The 17,925-nt window shown below is 55.1% G+C and carries 12 protein-coding genes and 1 pseudogene; 6 read left to right on the top strand and 7 right to left on the bottom strand.

Annotation, left to right across the window (positions count from 1 at the left end):
• Positions 1–47: 47 nt before the first annotated feature.
• Entirely contained in the window at positions 48–2,753 is a 2,706-nt protein-coding gene (locus tag JNX03_RS13745; protein ID WP_203209586.1) for a calcium-binding protein, read from the top strand.
• Here JNX03_RS13745 and JNX03_RS13740 read toward each other — a convergent pair.
• Together JNX03_RS13740 and JNX03_RS13735 are read right to left on the bottom strand one after the other, a co-directional pair.
• Positions 2,750–3,970, bottom strand: a complete 1,221-nt coding sequence (locus JNX03_RS13740) for a glycosyltransferase family 4 protein (RefSeq protein ID WP_203209585.1) — start codon at positions 3,968–3,970, stop codon at positions 2,750–2,752. The genes JNX03_RS13745 and JNX03_RS13740 overlap by 4 nt on opposite strands.
• Before the next feature lie 2 nt (positions 3,971–3,972).
• Entirely contained in the window at positions 3,973–5,265 is a 1,293-nt protein-coding gene (locus JNX03_RS13735) for a glycosyltransferase (RefSeq protein WP_203240741.1), read from the bottom strand.
• Positions 5,266–5,405: 140 nt separating this feature from the next.
• Between JNX03_RS13735 and JNX03_RS13730 the strand changes: the two genes are divergently transcribed.
• Positions 5,406–6,332, top strand: a complete 927-nt coding sequence (locus JNX03_RS13730) for a glycosyltransferase (RefSeq protein ID WP_203209583.1) — start codon at positions 5,406–5,408, stop codon at positions 6,330–6,332.
• Between the two features lie 13 nt (positions 6,333–6,345).
• Positions 6,346–7,362 (top strand): annotated as a pseudogene (locus tag JNX03_RS13725) (glycosyltransferase); the annotation flags it as partial.
• 106 nt (positions 7,363–7,468) lie between these two features.
• Here the strand turns inward: JNX03_RS13725 and JNX03_RS20615 are convergent.
• Together JNX03_RS20615 and JNX03_RS13720 are read right to left on the bottom strand one after the other, a co-directional pair.
• Positions 7,469–8,131, bottom strand: coding sequence for an ABC transporter ATP-binding protein (locus tag JNX03_RS20615; protein ID WP_231024183.1), 663 nt, complete (start codon positions 8,129–8,131; stop codon positions 7,469–7,471).
• 6 nt (positions 8,132–8,137) lie between these two features.
• The gene (locus JNX03_RS13720; RefSeq protein WP_231024184.1) at positions 8,138–9,397 is read right to left on the bottom strand and encodes a capsule biosynthesis protein; all 1,260 of its coding nucleotides are present in this window, start codon (positions 9,395–9,397) and stop codon (positions 8,138–8,140) included.
• A 201-nt stretch (positions 9,398–9,598) separates the two neighbouring features.
• Here JNX03_RS13720 and JNX03_RS13715 point away from each other — a divergent pair, with 201 nt between their 5' ends.
• The 3 genes from JNX03_RS13715 (at position 9,599) to JNX03_RS13705 (ending at position 14,366) form a co-directional block, all read left to right on the top strand.
• Positions 9,599–10,330: an ABC transporter permease gene (locus JNX03_RS13715; protein WP_231024185.1), complete on the top strand. Its 732-nt coding sequence runs from the start codon at positions 9,599–9,601 to the stop codon at positions 10,328–10,330.
• An 84-nt stretch (positions 10,331–10,414) separates the two neighbouring features.
• Positions 10,415–13,615 (top strand): glycosyltransferase, encoded by a 3,201-nt coding sequence (locus tag JNX03_RS13710; protein WP_203209581.1) that lies wholly within the window; start codon positions 10,415–10,417, stop codon positions 13,613–13,615.
• Between the two features lie 16 nt (positions 13,616–13,631).
• Positions 13,632–14,366 (top strand): sulfotransferase family 2 domain-containing protein, encoded by a 735-nt coding sequence (locus JNX03_RS13705; RefSeq protein ID WP_203209580.1) that lies wholly within the window; start codon positions 13,632–13,634, stop codon positions 14,364–14,366.
• A 151-nt stretch (positions 14,367–14,517) separates the two neighbouring features.
• Here JNX03_RS13705 and JNX03_RS13700 read toward each other — a convergent pair whose 3' ends face one another.
• From JNX03_RS13700 to JNX03_RS13690, 3 genes are all read right to left on the bottom strand, one after another.
• A complete protein-coding gene (locus tag JNX03_RS13700) occupies positions 14,518–15,351 on the bottom strand; it encodes a sulfotransferase (protein WP_231024232.1) in 834 nt (277 codons plus the stop codon).
• A 65-nt stretch (positions 15,352–15,416) separates the two neighbouring features.
• Positions 15,417–17,186, bottom strand: a complete 1,770-nt coding sequence (locus JNX03_RS13695; RefSeq protein ID WP_203209578.1) for an HAD-IIIC family phosphatase — start codon at positions 17,184–17,186, stop codon at positions 15,417–15,419.
• 6 nt (positions 17,187–17,192) lie between these two features.
• Positions 17,193–17,831, bottom strand: coding sequence for a hypothetical protein (locus JNX03_RS13690; protein WP_203209577.1), 639 nt, complete (start codon positions 17,829–17,831; stop codon positions 17,193–17,195).
• Between the last annotated feature and the right edge of the window lie 94 nt (positions 17,832–17,925).

Below are 17,925 nucleotides of genomic sequence, written 5' to 3'. Positions count from 1 at the left end.
TTCGGTTTTGTCTGCCATCCAAACCAGCAAAGCATGCGAGGTGGTTCATGGTCAGAGCGGTTTTTTCGGTGCAAGGCACTCTGAGCGGCGCAGAAGAAAATGCGCTGGTCGGGATTAACGACCTGCTGGTTGTGCCGGGTTCCGACGGCGGCACATTGTACACCTCAACCCGAGGAGACGGGTGGCTCAGCGCGTTCGACATCGGCGATGGTGCGGGACAAACAACGCTGGAAGGGCATTGGCGGATCGCCCCGCAATACTTACAACTCGAAACCACCGATCTGGTGCTGAAAGGCCCAGATCAGCTGTTTATGGCCGGATTAGACAGCACGGATTTGCAGGGTGTGACACTGGATGCGGGCCGGGCCGGCAGCCCGTTTGCCGCTTCCACGACCATGGCATCGCAGGACATCAGCGCCCGATACTTTAGCGAATTGGTGGTAGAGGACACGGGCCAATCCGGGCTCGCCGCCCTTCGCGGCGGGGGTATTGTTCAGGTTTCCTTTGGCGCGGGCGGGCAGTTTGTAACAAAAGAGATTGATGTCTCTTCCGCGTTGAATACGGCCCGCGCATCTGATGTCTTGATCAGCAGCCACAATGGCCAAACCTACGCTTTTGCCAGCTATGGTGCCGAGGACAGCGTAAGCATGTTCAAAAAAGCGCCAGACGGATCCTTCGATCATATCTCAAACATCGACACTCAGGATGGCTTGTGGGTGGACCGGCCCAGTGCATTGGCAGTGACCACTGCAGCGGACGGCGGGCTCTATCTGGTGAGCGCCGCGTCCGGCAGTCACTCTCTTTCGGTCATGGCCATATCCCCGGACGGCATGACGCCCGTTGATCAGGTGCTGGACAGCAGCGAAACCCGTTTTGCAAATGTGTCTCACGTGACAAGTATAACCATCGGTGCACAGGATTTCGTGCTGGCCGCAGGATCAGATGCCGGGGTCAGCCTGTTCGCGATGCTGCCGGGCGGGCGGCTCCAACATCTGCAAAGCATGGAAGCCACTGCCGATGCGCCACTGAACGGCATTACCGCGCTTGAGGCACTGGCCACATCCGATGGCATTCGCATCTGGGCCTCGACCGAAGCTGCACCATTCTTGTCGGAATTCTCCGTTGACTTGCAAGACCTTGGGATCAGCATAGCAGCCAGCAACAGCGGTGGGCTCCTGAACGGATCACGCGCGGACGACATCCTTAGCGGCAGTGCAAGCGCAGATCAGATCCATGGCGGCGACGGCAATGATTTGATCTGGGACGGTGCAGGCGCCGATGACATGCGCGGTGGCGGCGGAAGCGATACGTTCATTTTGACGGCAGATGACACGCGGGACCGGATCCTTGATTTTCAATCGGGCACCGACCGCATCGACATCTCCGCATTCAGCCAGATGAATGGCATCGGCGCCACGAGCATCTCGTCGCGGTCCTATGGCGCCGACTTACGGATCGGTGACGACGTCACCGAAATTCACAGCGCAACCGGTGTTGCCCTTGACGCAGACGACTTTGATTTTGGCAATCTGATCACCGGGGATCGCATCGAAACCGACCCTGGCCACTATCCGGGGGCGACAACCCCGCCACGTACAGACCCGGCGCCTGCCTCAGATCCGGCACCCGAACCGCAACCCTCAAACACTTCCGACTGGCAGGCAGCGCCCGAATTTGAGTTGGACCGTGGCGGCGCAGATCAGATCGGAACCGAACGCGGCGAAGCAATGTATCGGTTTGGCTCTGACGATCGGCTCTTGGGTGGGGGCGGCAATGACACCATTCAGGCAGGCGCAGGCAATGACAGCGTCACGGGAGATGCGGGAAATGACGAAATACACGGGGGTGGCGATCATGATCTGCTGATTGGTGCAGGCGGTTTTGACACGATCAATGGCGGCGATGGCGACGATACGATCTGCGGTGACGGTCATGCAGACTCCCTCAACGGTGGTGACGGACAAGACGTGATCTTGGGCGGTGATGGATTTGACCAGATCAATGGAGGCGCCGGAGCAGATCGCGTTTGGGCCGGCGCAGCACCAGACCGCGTGTATGGCGGCGATGGCGATGATTGGCTCAGCGCGGGCAGCAACTTCGGCACCTCGGTCGATGGTATTTGGGGCGAGGCCGGCAACGATACTTTGTTTGGAAATGCAGGGTTTGACTATCTCAATGGCGGAGATGGTGACGACTTGCTGGATGGTGGTCATCAAGCCGATAATCTTTATGGCGAGGCGGGCAATGATACCTTGATCGGAGACCAGGGGTTTGATCGCCTGTTTGGCGGCGACGGGGATGATCTGTTGTCCGGGGGACAGATGGGGGACGCATTGTTTGGAGACGCAGGCAATGACACCCTTGATGGCGGCGCAGACAATGACCGATTTTTTGGCGGCACGGGCGACGATCTTTTACTGGGCGGGGCTGGCGTGGATACGCTGCAAGGTGGCGCCGGTTTTGACACCCTCGAAGGTGGTGCAGGAGACGATCTGCTCTTTGGCAATTTTAACGCCGATCATTTTGTCTTTGCCGATGGCCATGGCCACGACCGTGTGGCCGATTTTGAAACACAAAACGATCAAGAGGTGTTGGATCTGTCCGGCGTGACCACACTGAACAGCTTTGCTGATGTGATGAACGTTGCGCGGCAATCAGGTTGGGATGTCGTGATCGACACGTCGCCAAACTCATCCATCCGGTTGATCAAGACCGACCTGCAAGACCTCAGCGAAGATGATATCGTGTTCTAGTGGTTGCCCGCCTTGCTGAGAGCCTCCTCAATCAGACCCTCCAGCGCTGCGGCTTGTGTATCGAAATCGGTGACGGCACAGGGCGCCATATGGGCGGGATGCGCGGCAATCGCATCGGTGATCTGACGGCGCAGCGGCGCAGGATCCGGTCCGATTGGTATCAAATCTTCCTGCGCAATATAGCCGTGTTCTGTGCTGCCACCGCTGTCTGTCTGGATCACACGCACACCCCGCGCAAGCGCTTCGCGGATGACCAGGCCGAAGGTTTCCTTCCATTGCGAGATAAACAACAGGACGTCGATCTTGGAATAAAACCCATCCATTTCGTCTTGTGTAAATCTTGGGTGAACTTCCCATTCCCCCGGCAAGCCCGAAAAATCATGCCCCTGCCACCAAGAGCCATCCATGCTTCCGTCAACCACAATCACCCGGAAATCCGTTTCTGACAGGCCGGCAAAGGCATCCTTGATCAATGGCCATCCCTTGATCTGGGAGGGGCCCCCTACGAACCCAAAGACAAGTCGGCGATCTTGGCGTCTGCGGGCGCTCTGCTTTTTCGCAAAACTCTGGTCCGGCAGTCGTATCCCGTTTTCCCAAACCACGCCCCGACCGGTCGCAAATCCGGAATTTTCGCACAGCCCTTTTGCAAATTGGCTGGGATAGGTCACGATCTCCACCAGACCGCCCATGGTTTGCAGATGTTCAAACCGGGTTCTCGCCGCCCAATAGTTTTCAACACATCCCTTGCACTGCGTGATTTTGACGGGATGCTGACCACAATAGGTTTGATCCATTTGGATCATGAACTGACGCTCACAGATCCACCAAAAATCATGCACGCTCAGGATCACGGGCACATCTTGATCCCGCGCGGCGGTTATCACACCTGTTCCAAGATCCTGAAGGCAATGTGCATGAACCAGATCAGGGTCCAGTGTATGGATCAATTCCGCAACCCGGGCCGTGATGCCCGGATTGTCGTAGGCCGCACCATAGCTTCGCCCCTCCGGCACATTGATTTGATAGTTAACGATACCGTCGACTTCTGTTTTCAGCACAGCATAATCGGCGATCCCGGCCCGGCAGCAGAGCGATACAGCCGTGACTTGAAATCCACCCCGCCGGATCAAGGCATGCGCCACTTCTTGAGCAACAATCGTTGCGCCGCCGTAGGAATGCGGGGCAAAAAAAACATTGGCGACCAGGATATGGCGCATTTTCAACCTTCCACCCAACGAACAAGCTCCGGCGAGATGATGTGTGGCTCTGCTTTTCCGCTCCAATAGGTTTCGATGTCCTTGCGGGCAGTGCGGCCCAGTTTTCTCGTATAGGTGAGGTCTTGTGCTAATACCTCCAAAGCCTCGGTCCAACGCAGATCAGCCCCAACGACCAGCCCCGTTTCACCGTGGCGCACAACGGCGGCGAGATCACCAATGCTGCCCACGATCGAAGGCACCGCCACAGCCGCAGCATCCAGAACCCGCACTGCAGATTTGCATCCGTTGAAAACATCATCACTCAATGGCATCACCGCACAATCCGCACACGCAAGCGCGTTCAAATAAGCGCCATAATCCGTGAATTTGAACCGCTCAATCTGCTTGTCCAACCCATTTGGCAGTATCTTGGAATCGACGTGCCCCATCAGCATCAGCCGCCGCTTTGGATCCGCCTGAACGAATGCCGACAAGCCTTGCAGGATCTCCGCAAGATCCATTTCGTGCCCTAGTGACCCGCTTGCGAATGCCACACGAAAACACCCATCATCTGGCCGGTCGGTCTGCATTGCCCTGGCCCCGTTGGTCAGAGTTTGGCAATCCGCAAAATTGCGCCGCAAGTAGGTAGGTCTTGGAGAATAAAGCCCTGTATGGGCGATCATACCGGGTGTCGAAACCGACAGAACATCAGCGCCGTTCATCATGCTCAGGTATTTTGGCGCTTCATTGAGAAAATGGGTCTTTAGAGACGGATCAACCGCAGCCATATTTCCGTAAGTGCCATAGGCCGACACCGAAAAAAGCGGATCGTCCAGATCATACAACACCGGCAGTCGCAGACGCCGCGCCTCATAGCGCAGCATCTGGGTTACGTCGGTGGTTTTCAGACGGTATTCAAACAGATGCGTCGCCTGTTGCAGGATCGAGGTGGCGCGGGGAATGTCCTCATAGTGGGCATATGTAAACTCGACCCCAAGCGCCTGCCAGAACGTCGCCAGCTGTTCCACACGGTATTTGCGACATTGCGGCAGGTTCAGATCGCCGATCAATGCAATCTGTCTGCGGCGTTGAAGAACGGCCGGTGTCGCACTGATGTGAAAGCCATTGTGCTGTGCCAGTTCCTGCCAGACCGGGCCAAGGTATAATGCTGATGGATCAACGCGGTGATCGGAGCTGGGAGCAACCGTGCTTGGCCCTTGACCGCGCAGTCGGCGGAACACATATCGCCAGGCCTTGCCCAACGCGCAAGAAAAGCCGTCCTGACGAGCGGTTGTGGAGAAACGCCTGATTAACATTTGCCAAGTTCTTGGCACCATTCCAAAGTCGCTCCGAATAAACCTTTGAAATGTTAATACTTTGCTTACCCTTAACGATCTATGAATCTCAGGTGTCTTCTTTAACCAATGGTTCTTTTGTGCCTGCTATCAGTCCCGACATGACCAATACCGTAACCATTCTGATGGGCGTTCTGAACGGGGCAAAGTGGCTGCAGCCACAGCTCGATAGTATTTCAGAGCAAGATCACGAGGACTGGGTCTTGCGGTTCAGCGATGATGGATCAACGGATCTTAGCAGCCAGATTATCCGCGGCTTTTCTGACCGGTTCCCTACACGGATTCATTGCGGTCACGGGCCAAGGACAGGCTTTGGCGACAACTATATGCGTCTGATCCGTAATCTGCCTGAAAAGGCGGGATACACCGCCTTTGCTGATCAAGACGATGTCTGGAGCAGGGAAAAACTGGGGCGGGCTGTTGCCGCACTTTCTGGGTTTGAGGAAACACCAACGTTGTACTGCGGACAGCGCTGGCTTTGGTATCCCAAGACGGATCGCCGCATCAAATCATCTCGTCCCAATCGGGATTTTGAGTTTCGGAATGCCTTGATTGAGAATGTCGCAGCGGGCAACACGGTCATGTTGAACCCCGCCGCCACGCGGTTGGCGCGGCAGGCCTCACGCATGATAACACAACCGGTTTTTGCGCATGACTGGTGGCTCTACCAATTGATCACAGGGGCCGGCGGCAAAGTGGTTTATGATAGCGGACCGCCCTGCATTCTCTATCGACAGCACAGCGCAAATGCGATCGGGGCGGGTCATGGCATGTCCGCGCAGATCAAGCGCAAGAGGGGTGTTCTCAAGGGCAATTTCGCCATGCGCATCCAGCAAAACCTTGCCGTGCTCGGGCAGATAAGATCGCTTTTGACAGAGGAGGCGCGCCATGATCTGCGCCGTTTCGAACTGGCCCGCACAGCTGCGTTGCAGCAGCGGTTGTTGCTGTTGAACGAAGTCCGGCCCTATCGGCAAACTCCGGTCGGGACACTTGGGTTTTGGGGGGCCGCCAGCCTTGGCCAAATCTGAGAAATGCCCTCATGTGGTTCTGGTTGGCGGCTGTGGGTATCGGTCCGGCGTACCTGAACATATTCTGCATATCGTGAAAGCCATGAAAGGCCGGGCCCGCATCACAATTGTCAGCGAGCCGGATCAGGGCGGTTATACCGAGGCGCGGGCGCTAGGCGCAGCACATCACGCCATTCCCGGATTGGCCTCTGGACTGTCCCCACTGCGCCATTTTCGGGCCTGCCGTGACCTGCTGAGGCTCTTGCGGGAACAACCGGCAACGCTGGTTTGGGTGCATGCGCGGCTGGCTGTTCTGCTGTGCCGGATCGCACTGGTGCTCAGGGTTTGGCGGCCCGCCCATCCGGTTTTGTTTACTTTTCACGGCTTGCCCTTTGATCGGGGTCACCGCGCGATTCTGCGCTGGTGCTCTTCGCTGGCAGAGCGCTGTGTCTTGCGCTTTTCGCCGCCTTTGGATCTGGTTTTCCTAAGCAACCGGATGCGGGCATCGACGATTTTGCATTTGGGGGATTCTATTGCGACGCGACACCGCCTTCACGTGTTGGCAAACTGCTCTGATCTGGGGCAATTGCCACCTTTTAAACGCACGGCGGGTGGCAATATCGTGATGACCGGGCGGGCCTGTTATCAAAAGGACTATGGCACTGCTTTAGAGGTTTTTTCTGCCTTACCGGACCGTTTTACGCTCACCCTTGCAGGGGTTGGCACGCAGTCGCCGCGCTTCCAGAGAAAGATTGAGAAAAGCTTGCCCAGAGCGACGTTCAAACGCATCACCTTTTGCGGCCCGGTTCGGAATGTTCGGCCCTTGCTGGCTGCGGCTGACGCATTCTTGTTGACCTCGCGCTACGAAGGGTTGCCCATCGGCGCACTTGAAGCGTTTGAAATGGGGTTGCCGCTGATCCTGAGGGACTTTGAGGGAGCGAAGGAACTGGCTGCCAGGCACCCTTTCGCGATGGTGACTTCGTTTCGCGATCTAAAGGCAGATCGCGATCAGATCTTGGCCCTGCTCGCGGATTATCAGGAACAAACGCCGATCAGCCGTGCGGCGGTGCAGCACGCATGGTCACAATCCTTCTCTCCTAAGATCTTTCAGCATCAGCTTTATCAACTGCTTGAGGAATGCGGGGTGTCCATTCCCCCTATTGAGGGCGCGCCAGATTGTATTCGTGATGTTCAAGCGCCGCATCAATATCACGGTAGAAGGTCAATTTGCCCTGCTCCAACACTGCAGCCATGCTACACAGACGTCGAACCATCGGCGCGGAGTGAGTGACCACAATCGCCCCGGCTGTTTCGCGCCGCTTGTCAAACACCTGCACACTTTTGTGACGGAACGCCCCGTCCCCAACTGAGGTCACTTCGTCCACCAGGTAAGTGTCGAATGGTATGCCCATGGAAACACCAAAGGACAGCCGGGATTTCATGCCTGCCGAATAGGTGCGGAAGGGCATTCTGAAATGCCCGCCGAGTTCCGCAAAGTCTTCGACAAAATCCACCAATGCATCACTGTCTACACCATAAAGCCGTGCGACAAATCGGGTGTTCTGTACACCTGTGAGATCTGGATGAAAGGAGCCCGCGAACCCCACCGGATAAGAGATTGTTCCCGTAGATTGGACAAAGCCACTGCTTGGCCGGATGGTGCCGGAAATCAACCTGAGCAAGGTGCTTTTCCCGGCACCATTCCGGCCCAGAAGCGCGACCGAAACCCCGGTTGGAAACATCGCAGTCAGGTTGTCGACAATTACCTTACGGCCATGCCGTGTTCGAAAAGACTTGCAAAGATTCTCGAGCCGCACCATCGCACATCACCGCCGGTCGCGCAGGCTGTAGTAGATCAGACAAAAAATCGACCAGACAAAAAATGAAAAGAGGGTCTGCAGTCCCAACAACTTGGCCCGCTCCGGAAACTCCGCTCTTTCGGCCAATGTTGGTTTGACATGCGCGGCCAGGTACCGGCTTTGCCGTCGTACCTCGGCCTGCGCGGAATCATGGGCGCCCAAGGCAGCGGTATAGGCCGTTTCCGCAAATTCCCGATCTACGATGAGACCTTCATATTCCCCAACAAGGGTCGCAAAGGCCGCGTCGCCATTCCCCTCAACTCCCAATCCCAGCTTGCGCCGCTCGGATGCGATGCGCCCGTTGATTACATCAATGCGGCGTTTGGCCTGTGCAATGCGCGGATCATTGTCGCGCGTCGTGTCTTGCAACAAATCAAATTCGATCAAGGCATCGGCGAGTTGCTGTTGCAGGGTAACGAGCAGACCCATCTGATTTTGTGTATCGATACTCGGATCGACAATCTGGGTCCGGTTGCGGAATTGGGTCAATGCGCGGCGTGCGGTTTTGAGGCGTTCGACCGCGTTCTGAAGCTCCTCGCGGGTGTACCTGATCGAATCTTCCTGCGCGATATCCGACAGGCTGTTGATCATCGCGGCGCATTCATCCAGCACCGCCTGAGCAACACGTCGGGCGTCTTGAGGATCAAAAGCACGTACCTCCAGATCAATCAGTCCCGTGCCGCTGTCATAAACAACAGAGATTTTACGATCCCAATGCGCCTGGAGATCCTCAATGGTGCCCGCAGGATCAAAGGCAAAAACAGGATCCTGTTCAGGAGGGACTCGTGACCAGATCGCCCGGAGGTCAACGCGATCATTCACCCGCGAGACCAATTCCTGACTGGATAGATATGCAAACAGAATGTCGGTGTCAGACGAGCTTGATCCAGACAGCTCCGTGATCCCGCCAAGCAGTTCAATAGCTGAGCTTTTGTCCTCGGTTCGGACAGAGAACGCCACGTCCGACGCATATTGATCTGCCGCCCGCTGCCAAAGATAAAACGCGGTAACCAGTGACGGTAAAAGCACCAAAACAGCGAAAGACAGCAACAGTAACCAATGCCGTTTACGCGTGCGTGCGGGTTGTGCAGGTGGCCCAACAAGAAATTGCGGAATTTCCGGTTTCATCACTTTCGGCGGTTCCGGGTCATCGGGTGGCAAGGCCGGACCAAGCTTGAGCGGCGCTTCTTTCGGCTCGGACCCTGCTTTGGTTTTTAGCCAACGCACCTTTGTAACAGGCCTCCTTTGATCAGAGGTATCATCCGGCATCGGAAAACTCTTTTGGTTGCATTATTGAATATCTTTGCCACCTATAGTTTCATAACTTTGCTGTTTTGACCAGTCAGGAGGCCGCACATCACACCTCAAAACCCTCAAACACTGCGCCCGCAATCGGCACGGTTTGCCACGCCCCGCGCCATCGGTGCGTTGATCCTGCGTGAGATTTCGACGACCTATGGCCGATCACCGGGGGGCTATGTCTGGGCTATTCTTGAACCTGCCGCTGGCATCGCGCTTTTGACCCTGGTGTTTTCCATTGGGTTCCGGACACCGCCGCTTGGCACCAGCTTTGCCCTTTACTACGCGGCGGGGATCCTACCGTTGATGATGTTCACCGAATTATCTGGAAAACTTGCGCAAACCATTCAATTCAGCCGCGCCCTACTGGCCTATCCACGGGTCACATTTCTGGACGCCCTCATTGCGCGACTGGCACTGAATGTCCTGACGCAGTTGATGGTCCATTTTGTCTTGCTCGGCTCTATCTGGCTGGTTCTCAAGCCGACAACCATTCTGGATTTTTCAAAGATATCCCACGCCTATTTGCTGACCATCGCGCTTGGCACGGGAATCGGGACGCTCAATTGTTTTCTAACCGTCGCTTTCCCTATTTGGCAGATGGCCTGGGCAGTCTTGAATAGGCCGTTGTTCATCGTTTCTTGTATCTTTTTTAACTTTGAGAGCATTCCGCAGCCCTACAACGATTACCTCTGGTTCAATCCGCTGGTCCACATCGTCGGATTGATGCGTGACGGCTACTACCCGTTTTATCTGCCGACTTATGTGTCGGTCGTTTATCCAATGGGATTGTCGGCGCTGACTTGCATCTGCGGCTTGTTCCTTTTGAACCGATATCATCGCGATGTGCTGGATCAGTAGCACAACCCAAAGTATATTAATTATCGACAATACTCTTGTTATGCGGTACTTTCCAAAGGTTCTTTACCGATGGGGCTGTTGCTGATGACGCTTGCGAGAATACCCGATTTCCATTGCTTGCTGATGATGGATGGTGTGATTTACGGCAATCTCGAAGACAATGCGCGACCGACGTCACGTGAACTGCACCTCGGTGGCGCACGCAGCCTGTTTGCGCCTAGCGCGCAGGCACCGGTAAACGGACACGGTGTCTCGATCCCGTTCAACCTATCTTCTGATGCGATGACCACCCGCATCAGATCAGAGCCGAGCGAAACAAAAGCCGGAGAAATCTTTGCGTGCTGGGTCAACTACCTTTCTGACTGGAGCATGAATGGCAGCCAAACCATCCAGTTGATGATCCATCAATTCGATGCTCCATGCCGCATCACGTTCGAAGATCAATTGACCGTCGCCAAATTGCGAAAAGGTATGCGGTTCGAAACCCACCTGGCCATCCACCGGGCTCAAGCTGATCTGGTCGTCACCTTCTCCGACCTCTTCAGCGAGCGGGAGGAACGCCATCGCGTGGTCTTTGATCCGGCCTTCAAGGGGGGTGCAACGGCCAACGGCTATTTGCCCGTTTCAATCCCGCTGCCGGACCATTTCGAAAGCTGCAATGTCGCGCTTGCGGTTGAGTACCATCAGCATATTCCCGACGATACCGGCACAGAGCCATTCATGTTTATCGCGGGTACGCAGATCGCCCCGGATCGTGAAGCCAAACCCAACGAGCCAAGTGCCGTACCCCGCCAAATCTCCGGAGAGGCAACGGAAAACGGGAACACCTGGGTCAGTGCACCCCTGCCAACCGCCCTCACGCCCGGGCAGGCGATTTCAGTGAACGTTGACGGAGAATCCTTTCCGCTGACACCGATGCAAACAACGTCATTTTTCGTTCGGGAGAATTTCGGGCACACGTTGATATGTCAGTCCGAAGAGGAATTGGATCTGATTCTAAGCATTGATGGCCGCTACATCAGCGCACTGCAAATTGGGGTGAACGACACTGTCATACGGTTGCCGGATCAGTTTCTTGATGGCCATGTGCATCTGGTCTGCATCACTGACAGTTCTGGTTCTGTCACCCTGTTCAAGAGTCAGCAATTGATTCCCGCAATTGTCACCCCTGCCGAGGTGATGCAGCACGAATCGGTTGCCCCTTTCCCGTCAATGATTTTTGCCCAGACCGCCCTGCGTTATGATGGTTTGAAAAAACTGATCGGCGCGGCCGGGGCAGACACCAACCTTGCACAGGTGGCTCACGCTATAAAAACCGTGGAAGGTGGGCACGAAAACGTAAAACTTGAACCGCTTGCCTTTGCGCAGGTGGACAGGCCTGACGTTTCCATCGTCATTCCAGCCCACAACAAGGTCAAAGTGACCTACCTTGCCTTGTGCTCTCTTTTGATCGCGACAAATCGCGCCTCGTTCGAAGTGATTGTCGTTGATGATGCCTCAACTGACGAGACAGCAAACCTCGAAAAGATCGTCACGGGAATTCAGGTCATCCGTAATGAAATGCCGCAGCGGTTTGTCCGGGCCGTCAACGCTGGTGCGCAACTGGCCAGAGGTCACTACATCGCCTTGCTCAACAACGATGTCGAAGTCACGGCGGGATGGCTCGATGCGTTGATTGATGCCTTTGACCGGTTTGACAATGTCGGTCTTGCCGGATCCAAGCTGCTTAACCCTGACGGCAGCTTGCAAGACGCCGGCGGGATCGTCTGGGGGTCCGGAAACCCGTGGAATTACGGCAAGGCACAAAACCCCCACGAGCCGCGTTTCAGCTATGCCCGCCAAGCGGATTATCTATCAGGCGCTGCGTTGATGATGCCCCGGCACCTGTGGGACAAGATCGGCGGCCTGTCGCAATATCTTGAACCGATGTATTTTGAGGACACTGATCTGGCCTTCAAGGTTCGGGAGGCAGGATACGCAACATGGTTCGTTCCCTCGTCACAGGTATACCACTTCGAAGGCATGACCTCCGGCACTGATGTCTCCACCGGGTTCAAGAAATTTCAAGAAGTGAACCGACCCAAATTCAAACGACGCTGGGCCAGTGCCTTCGGGCAATTTGGCACCGAAGGTATCGCACCAGATCTTGAGAAAGATCGGGGGATTTTTGGGCGGGTCCTGTTTATCGATTATGCTCCGCCTCGCCCGGATAAGGACGCCGGTTCTTACGCTGCTCTTCAGGAGATGAAGCTGGTGCAATCGCTTGGCTATAAGGTCACATTCATGTCGACCAACATGGCACACCTGGGGAGCTACACCGAAGATCTACAACGTCAGGGGATCGAGGTGATCTATGCGCCGTTTTTCATGAACGTGGATGAATATCTAACCAAACACGCCCAGGACTTTGATGCCTTCTATCTGACCAGATATTATGTCGCCCAGGCCGTTCTGCCGACAATCCAGGCCCATGCACCCGGCGCTCGAATCCTCTTCAACAACGCCGATCTGCACTTTCTCAGGGAGCTGCGTACAGCCCAACGCGAGGGCGATCTGAACAAGTTGGAAAGCGCCCGCAGGGTGCGCACAGAGGAACTGGATGTCATCAAGGCGGTTGACGTGGTCCTGTCCTATACCGACGTCGAACATTCCGTCATCGAGGCCTACACCGATGGGCAGGCCAAGATCGTCAAATGCCCTTGGGTGGTGGCCCTTCCTGAACAAGTTCCGGAGCTTGAAGGCCGCCACGGCTTGTCTTTTTTGGGAAGCTTTCGGCACCACCCAAACTCGGAAGGTATCAAATGGTTTGCAAGGGACGTGATGCCACTGCTGGAATGTGACGGCGCGGCGCCCCTTTTGACAATCTATGGGTCAAGTATGAACGAGGACATTCGCGCGTTGGCGTCTGATCTGATCCACCCGCACGGGTTCATCGAGAACGCCAGCGACGCCTTTCAAGGGCATCGCATTTTTATTGCGCCTCTGCTGTCCGGCGCGGGCATAAAGGGCAAAGTCATCTCTGCTCTCGCGCATGGCATTCCTACAGTTCTGACGCCGATTGCCGCCGAAGGGATTGGTCTGCGCAGCGGTCTCGATTGCATCATCGCTGAAACATCCGACGAATGGCGCAGGGCAATCGCCGCGTTAGCCTGCGATGACCAGCTTTGGCAACGGCTGTCGTCCAACGGGCGGGGATACGTGGCAGATGCCTTCAGCTTTGATCGGGGCCGAAACCAGATGCGCAGCGCGTTTGAAGCGGCAGACTTGTTTTGCGCACGGCCGTAAGATCGGGGTTTTTCGCATGAGCCACCCCTCACGCACGGTGATCTTGCACTGCCACCTGTTCAAGAATGCAGGCACATCGCTTGATCACATCCTCAAGCAGAATTTTGCAGATCGCTGGGTCACCCGCGAATTCGACATGGGAAAGGGCGGCAACACCGGTCAGGTCGAAAATTGGATTCTGTCCTCACCGAAGGCCGTGGCATTCTCATCCCATACAGTGACGGGACCGCTGCCCAGTTTGCCCGATATCGAAATTGTCCCGATCCTGCTGCTCAGAGATCCTTTGTCACGGATCAGATCGGCCTACAGGTTTGAAAGAAGTCAACAGGCGGACACCTTCGGCGCCAAGTTGGCCAAGGTCAACGATTTGGCCGGATATGTTTCGAAAAGGCTGTCAAACCCCCAAGACCGCCAATGCAAAAGCTTTCAAGCCTGGCGGTTGGCAATGTTCTGCCCCGGACCAGAGGCGGAATACCAAAGAGCAAAAAAAGGCGCTGCTTTGATCAATGAGACAGGTGTGCTTGGTCTGGTTGAGGCATTTGACCAGACCTTGGCGGCACTACAATGCCGCATCAGGGGGGTGTTCCCTGATTTTGCCTGGCAACATGTCCATGCCAATACCTCCGCCAAGACACCGGAGTCGCATATGGACCGGGCCTTGCTGCAGCAGTTGGAAGACGCCAATGCGGATGATCTAAACCTGTTGCGGTATGCGCAAGAACTCCTGTGTGTCGATCAGCGGAACGATTAGGTTGAGGGCCCTTTAAACCTGTGTCGCTGGTTTGACAGGTTTTGTCTGTGACGTGGCGCAGTTGCGCAGGAACTCTTGTTGAATTTCATACAGATGCAACGAAGCTCACTGGGAGAATTCGCCAAATCCGAAGAGCGTCAAAAACACAGGATTAATGGCTCCTGACCCTGATCGACCAGCTTTCGGGTATTTCAAAACCCTCTTGCTCCACTTCCCTGCAAATCCGTGTCGCATCACTTGCAAACAAATCCGCAAAGAACCCCGGCATTGGATGTTTTACACTCTCGGTAAATCGCCGATCCAGAAGGGTCTGTGGATAGTGAAACGATTCAATCCCAAGAAAGGTCTCGATTTGGCGGAGCACAGCACGCTGATCATTGTGGAGATCCTCATAGAAGATCACTTTGCGGCTTTGTCGGGGAAGACCGTCACGCAGATTGCGCAGCACCTCACCGTATTCAGCATTCTTCCAAATATGTGGTTGCCGAACGAACCCCTCAAATTGCTCTGCGCTCCAAGATGATAGGTTTTCAATCTGGCCTGTGATTTGCAGATGAAACTTCGTATGGCTCCACAGCCGTTTGAGGGGATCCCGCATCGTATAAAGAACCCTCAACCGATCCGCATGACCCGCGACACGGGGCCAAGCCGCCGCCGGAAGCAGCGCATGCAAGTTGGAGAAATCACAGGCGTAGATTTCTTTGTCTCGCATTTGAAAGAGATTTCGATACCAGAAATCGTCAACCGGGCGGCTGAGATAATTGGCGATCCAATGCAAATTATGACGCACCGCATCAATGTTTGCGGAGTTTGGGTCAAACCGCGGCAAATACCGGTTTCGGGCTTCGGTCAGGCGCCGGGTTTCGTTCAGTTGGGTCTGATCAACATAGCGGTGATAGAAATAGTGAATTTCCTTTTCCATTGCAAAATGGAGAGCGGGATGCCGCGACAGCACGGCATACAACCAGGTCGTCCCGGCTTTCATTGCACCAATGCTCAGAAACAGGTTGGAAAACAATTTGCCCGCATTTTCTTCGCTTGATGCATTCATCATGCCGCCTTGGGCAGACGCAGCCCCTCCAGCAGCTCGAGATAAATCCGATGATACACATCGCGGCGAAAATGGTTCAGGTCCAATAAATCTTGCGCATCGTGAATGTGGTTTTCGGGGTTGAGCAGCATTACATTCGGGCGCTGCGCCGCCACCTGCCGCAGGGCCGTGTTCAATATTTGATGATGCTTGTGTCGAGGTTTGTCCCGGTTGAGAAAAAACAATGAACCACGTTCGTTGGCCAGCATCAGGACGATCTGCACCTGCGGTGGAATGACATCCAATATCTGCGTGTAACGCTGTACCATCTGACCAGGGCCAAGAAGGCCAAGATGCTCAAAATCCCGGCTGAGAATATTCAGTCGCTCACGCTGTACATCTGTCTTGGCCACAGCGGCACGTAGATCGGCGCGGGCGATCAAATCATGATTCTGAGCGCCAACCAGCCAATATGGCACCTGCAACCCGGTGTCTTTGTGACGATAAACCGGAATGTCCGCATCGGCCCAGAAGCTCAAGAAACAAAGTGAGCCGGGCCTGCATATCGACAGCAGATCCGTTTCAAAATCCTGAGCTTGATATCCCAGACTTTGGGCTGCCTCCATCTCGGCTGCCGAAAGGCCGCCGCCCAGTGCGGGCATCAAGAATGCAGTATGATCGCGGCGCAACATCTGACCATTGCGCGGCGCGTTAAACTCTTCAGTGATCTGTGAGCTATGCAGTGTCAAATAATGCATCAAGCTGGCCAGATCACAGCCACCCCGTGCGAATATCGGCCCCAAATTCTGTACCGTTTGGGCCGGTTTTTCCTTTTCTGGCAGCAGCGTCAGCGGCGTGATCCAATCCACCTTTATCGGATCGTTTTGCAAGTCGGAAAGAACCTCACCACGCACCGGAAGCTCTGGATTGTTCAGCACATCGTAAACGTAGTGTTCGATAAACATATTCAGCGTTCGGCAGGAAAAACAGAAATGTTCAAGTCGGCGCGTATTCTGGATACGGCGCGTGAGGTAGAACCCGACATAGCCGTAATCACCAAACCGGTCCCGCACCCGGATCAACGCAGCGTCGCTGGTGTTGTGAGACAACGCCGCGCCAAGCTTCGCGCGGGCATCCTCAATGTTTTCCGGCAATCGGTTCTTTGTAAAGTTAAGCTGGTTTGTGCGATTGATCAGCTCAATCGCACGATCCAGATGCGCCGTAACGTCGTAGTCAAAAAGCACCTGCACGTCGCTCTTCCGCAGGAAATCCAGAGTGCTGTCATCCGTGATCTCTTTGGCGTGGTTTTTTGCTTCTTTAATCTTGTATTGCCTCAGTCTTGAAAGGTCGGGATCATCTTTTCCGGCAAGTTGCGGTGCGTCCTTTAGATGGCAAATCACCTCCGGTCCGGCAGTATTCAAACCCGGCGCCGCCTCTGCCGCTTGGGCGAGGTTCATCGGGTTGTCGTCAATGAACAAAACCGATTGCGGGCGCAATCCAATTTGGTCCAACATCGCCGCGATGCGCGGGCCCTTGGCCGTCCAGTCAATACTGGGAAAGATAAACTGGTCCCAGATATCCTTGGCCTTTAGAAGCCTCTCAATGTTTGCGTGATCATTCTTTGAACAAATCGCGTTCATCACGCCGCGCCTGTTCAGGGCAAGTACCAGATCGTGACAATCCTGTCGGTACGCGATGCCTCCCTCAGTCAACGTGCCGTTCCAGAATGTCTCATCCAGATCCCAAATGATCAGACGGATCTCTTCTGGAAATTCGGGACACGGCATCATGATCACTTACAGCCGCCGCAGATTGTAAATTGTGTCGTGGCCAGACCGCGGCCCAAGCTGCCCGCCATCAAGGCCATCCTTGGCCAGAACACCGGGATTTGCGTCTAGGAAGTCATGCAATGCATCCCCTGCATTACGATCCTTGTTTTGCAACCCTTGTCCGCCACCGACATCCTGGTCTTCGAGAACAAGAAAGTCACCCGTTTGCAAATGTCGGAGCGCGAAATGGAGAGTGGTCATCATTCTTTGGTACCCACAGGCCTGGTTCGTTGACATGATCCAGGGTCGGGGCAGATCGATCACATCAACCGAATTGAGCGCCTCCTCCAGAGACATCAAATCGCCCTTGAGGAGGGTTTGGCCCATGATGCAACGCTTTGCCTCGGTCAGATCAGGTGTAATCGTCACAAACTGCGCGTCCGCCCCATAGGTTCGGGCAATATTGCGCAACATCGCCCCTGTTTGACTGGGCCGTGACCCCACTTCGATCAAGCTTTCAGGCAGCACCTTGTGATACAAATGCAGACAGCTCGCGGTCAGTCCGGCGGTGCCATCAGGCGCAGCGGAGCCAACAAATTCAGTGGCATTTCTGCCCTTTAACCCAAATGCGGTTTGGCTGGCCTGAACCCGGACAGATCGAACCATAGACGTACCTCCGATCTTCCCAGACCTTTCGTCAACTCTGCCTAAGGTAGAGTGAATTTGAGTTTATGTGAACTCTAAAGTGTAAAGATCGGGT

Origin of the sequence: Sulfitobacter mediterraneus, from assembly GCF_016801775.1 — a bacterium.
Classification (GTDB): Bacteria; Pseudomonadota; Alphaproteobacteria; order Rhodobacterales; family Rhodobacteraceae; genus Sulfitobacter; species Sulfitobacter mediterraneus_A.
This window is presented reverse-complemented; position numbering and strand designations above follow the sequence as displayed.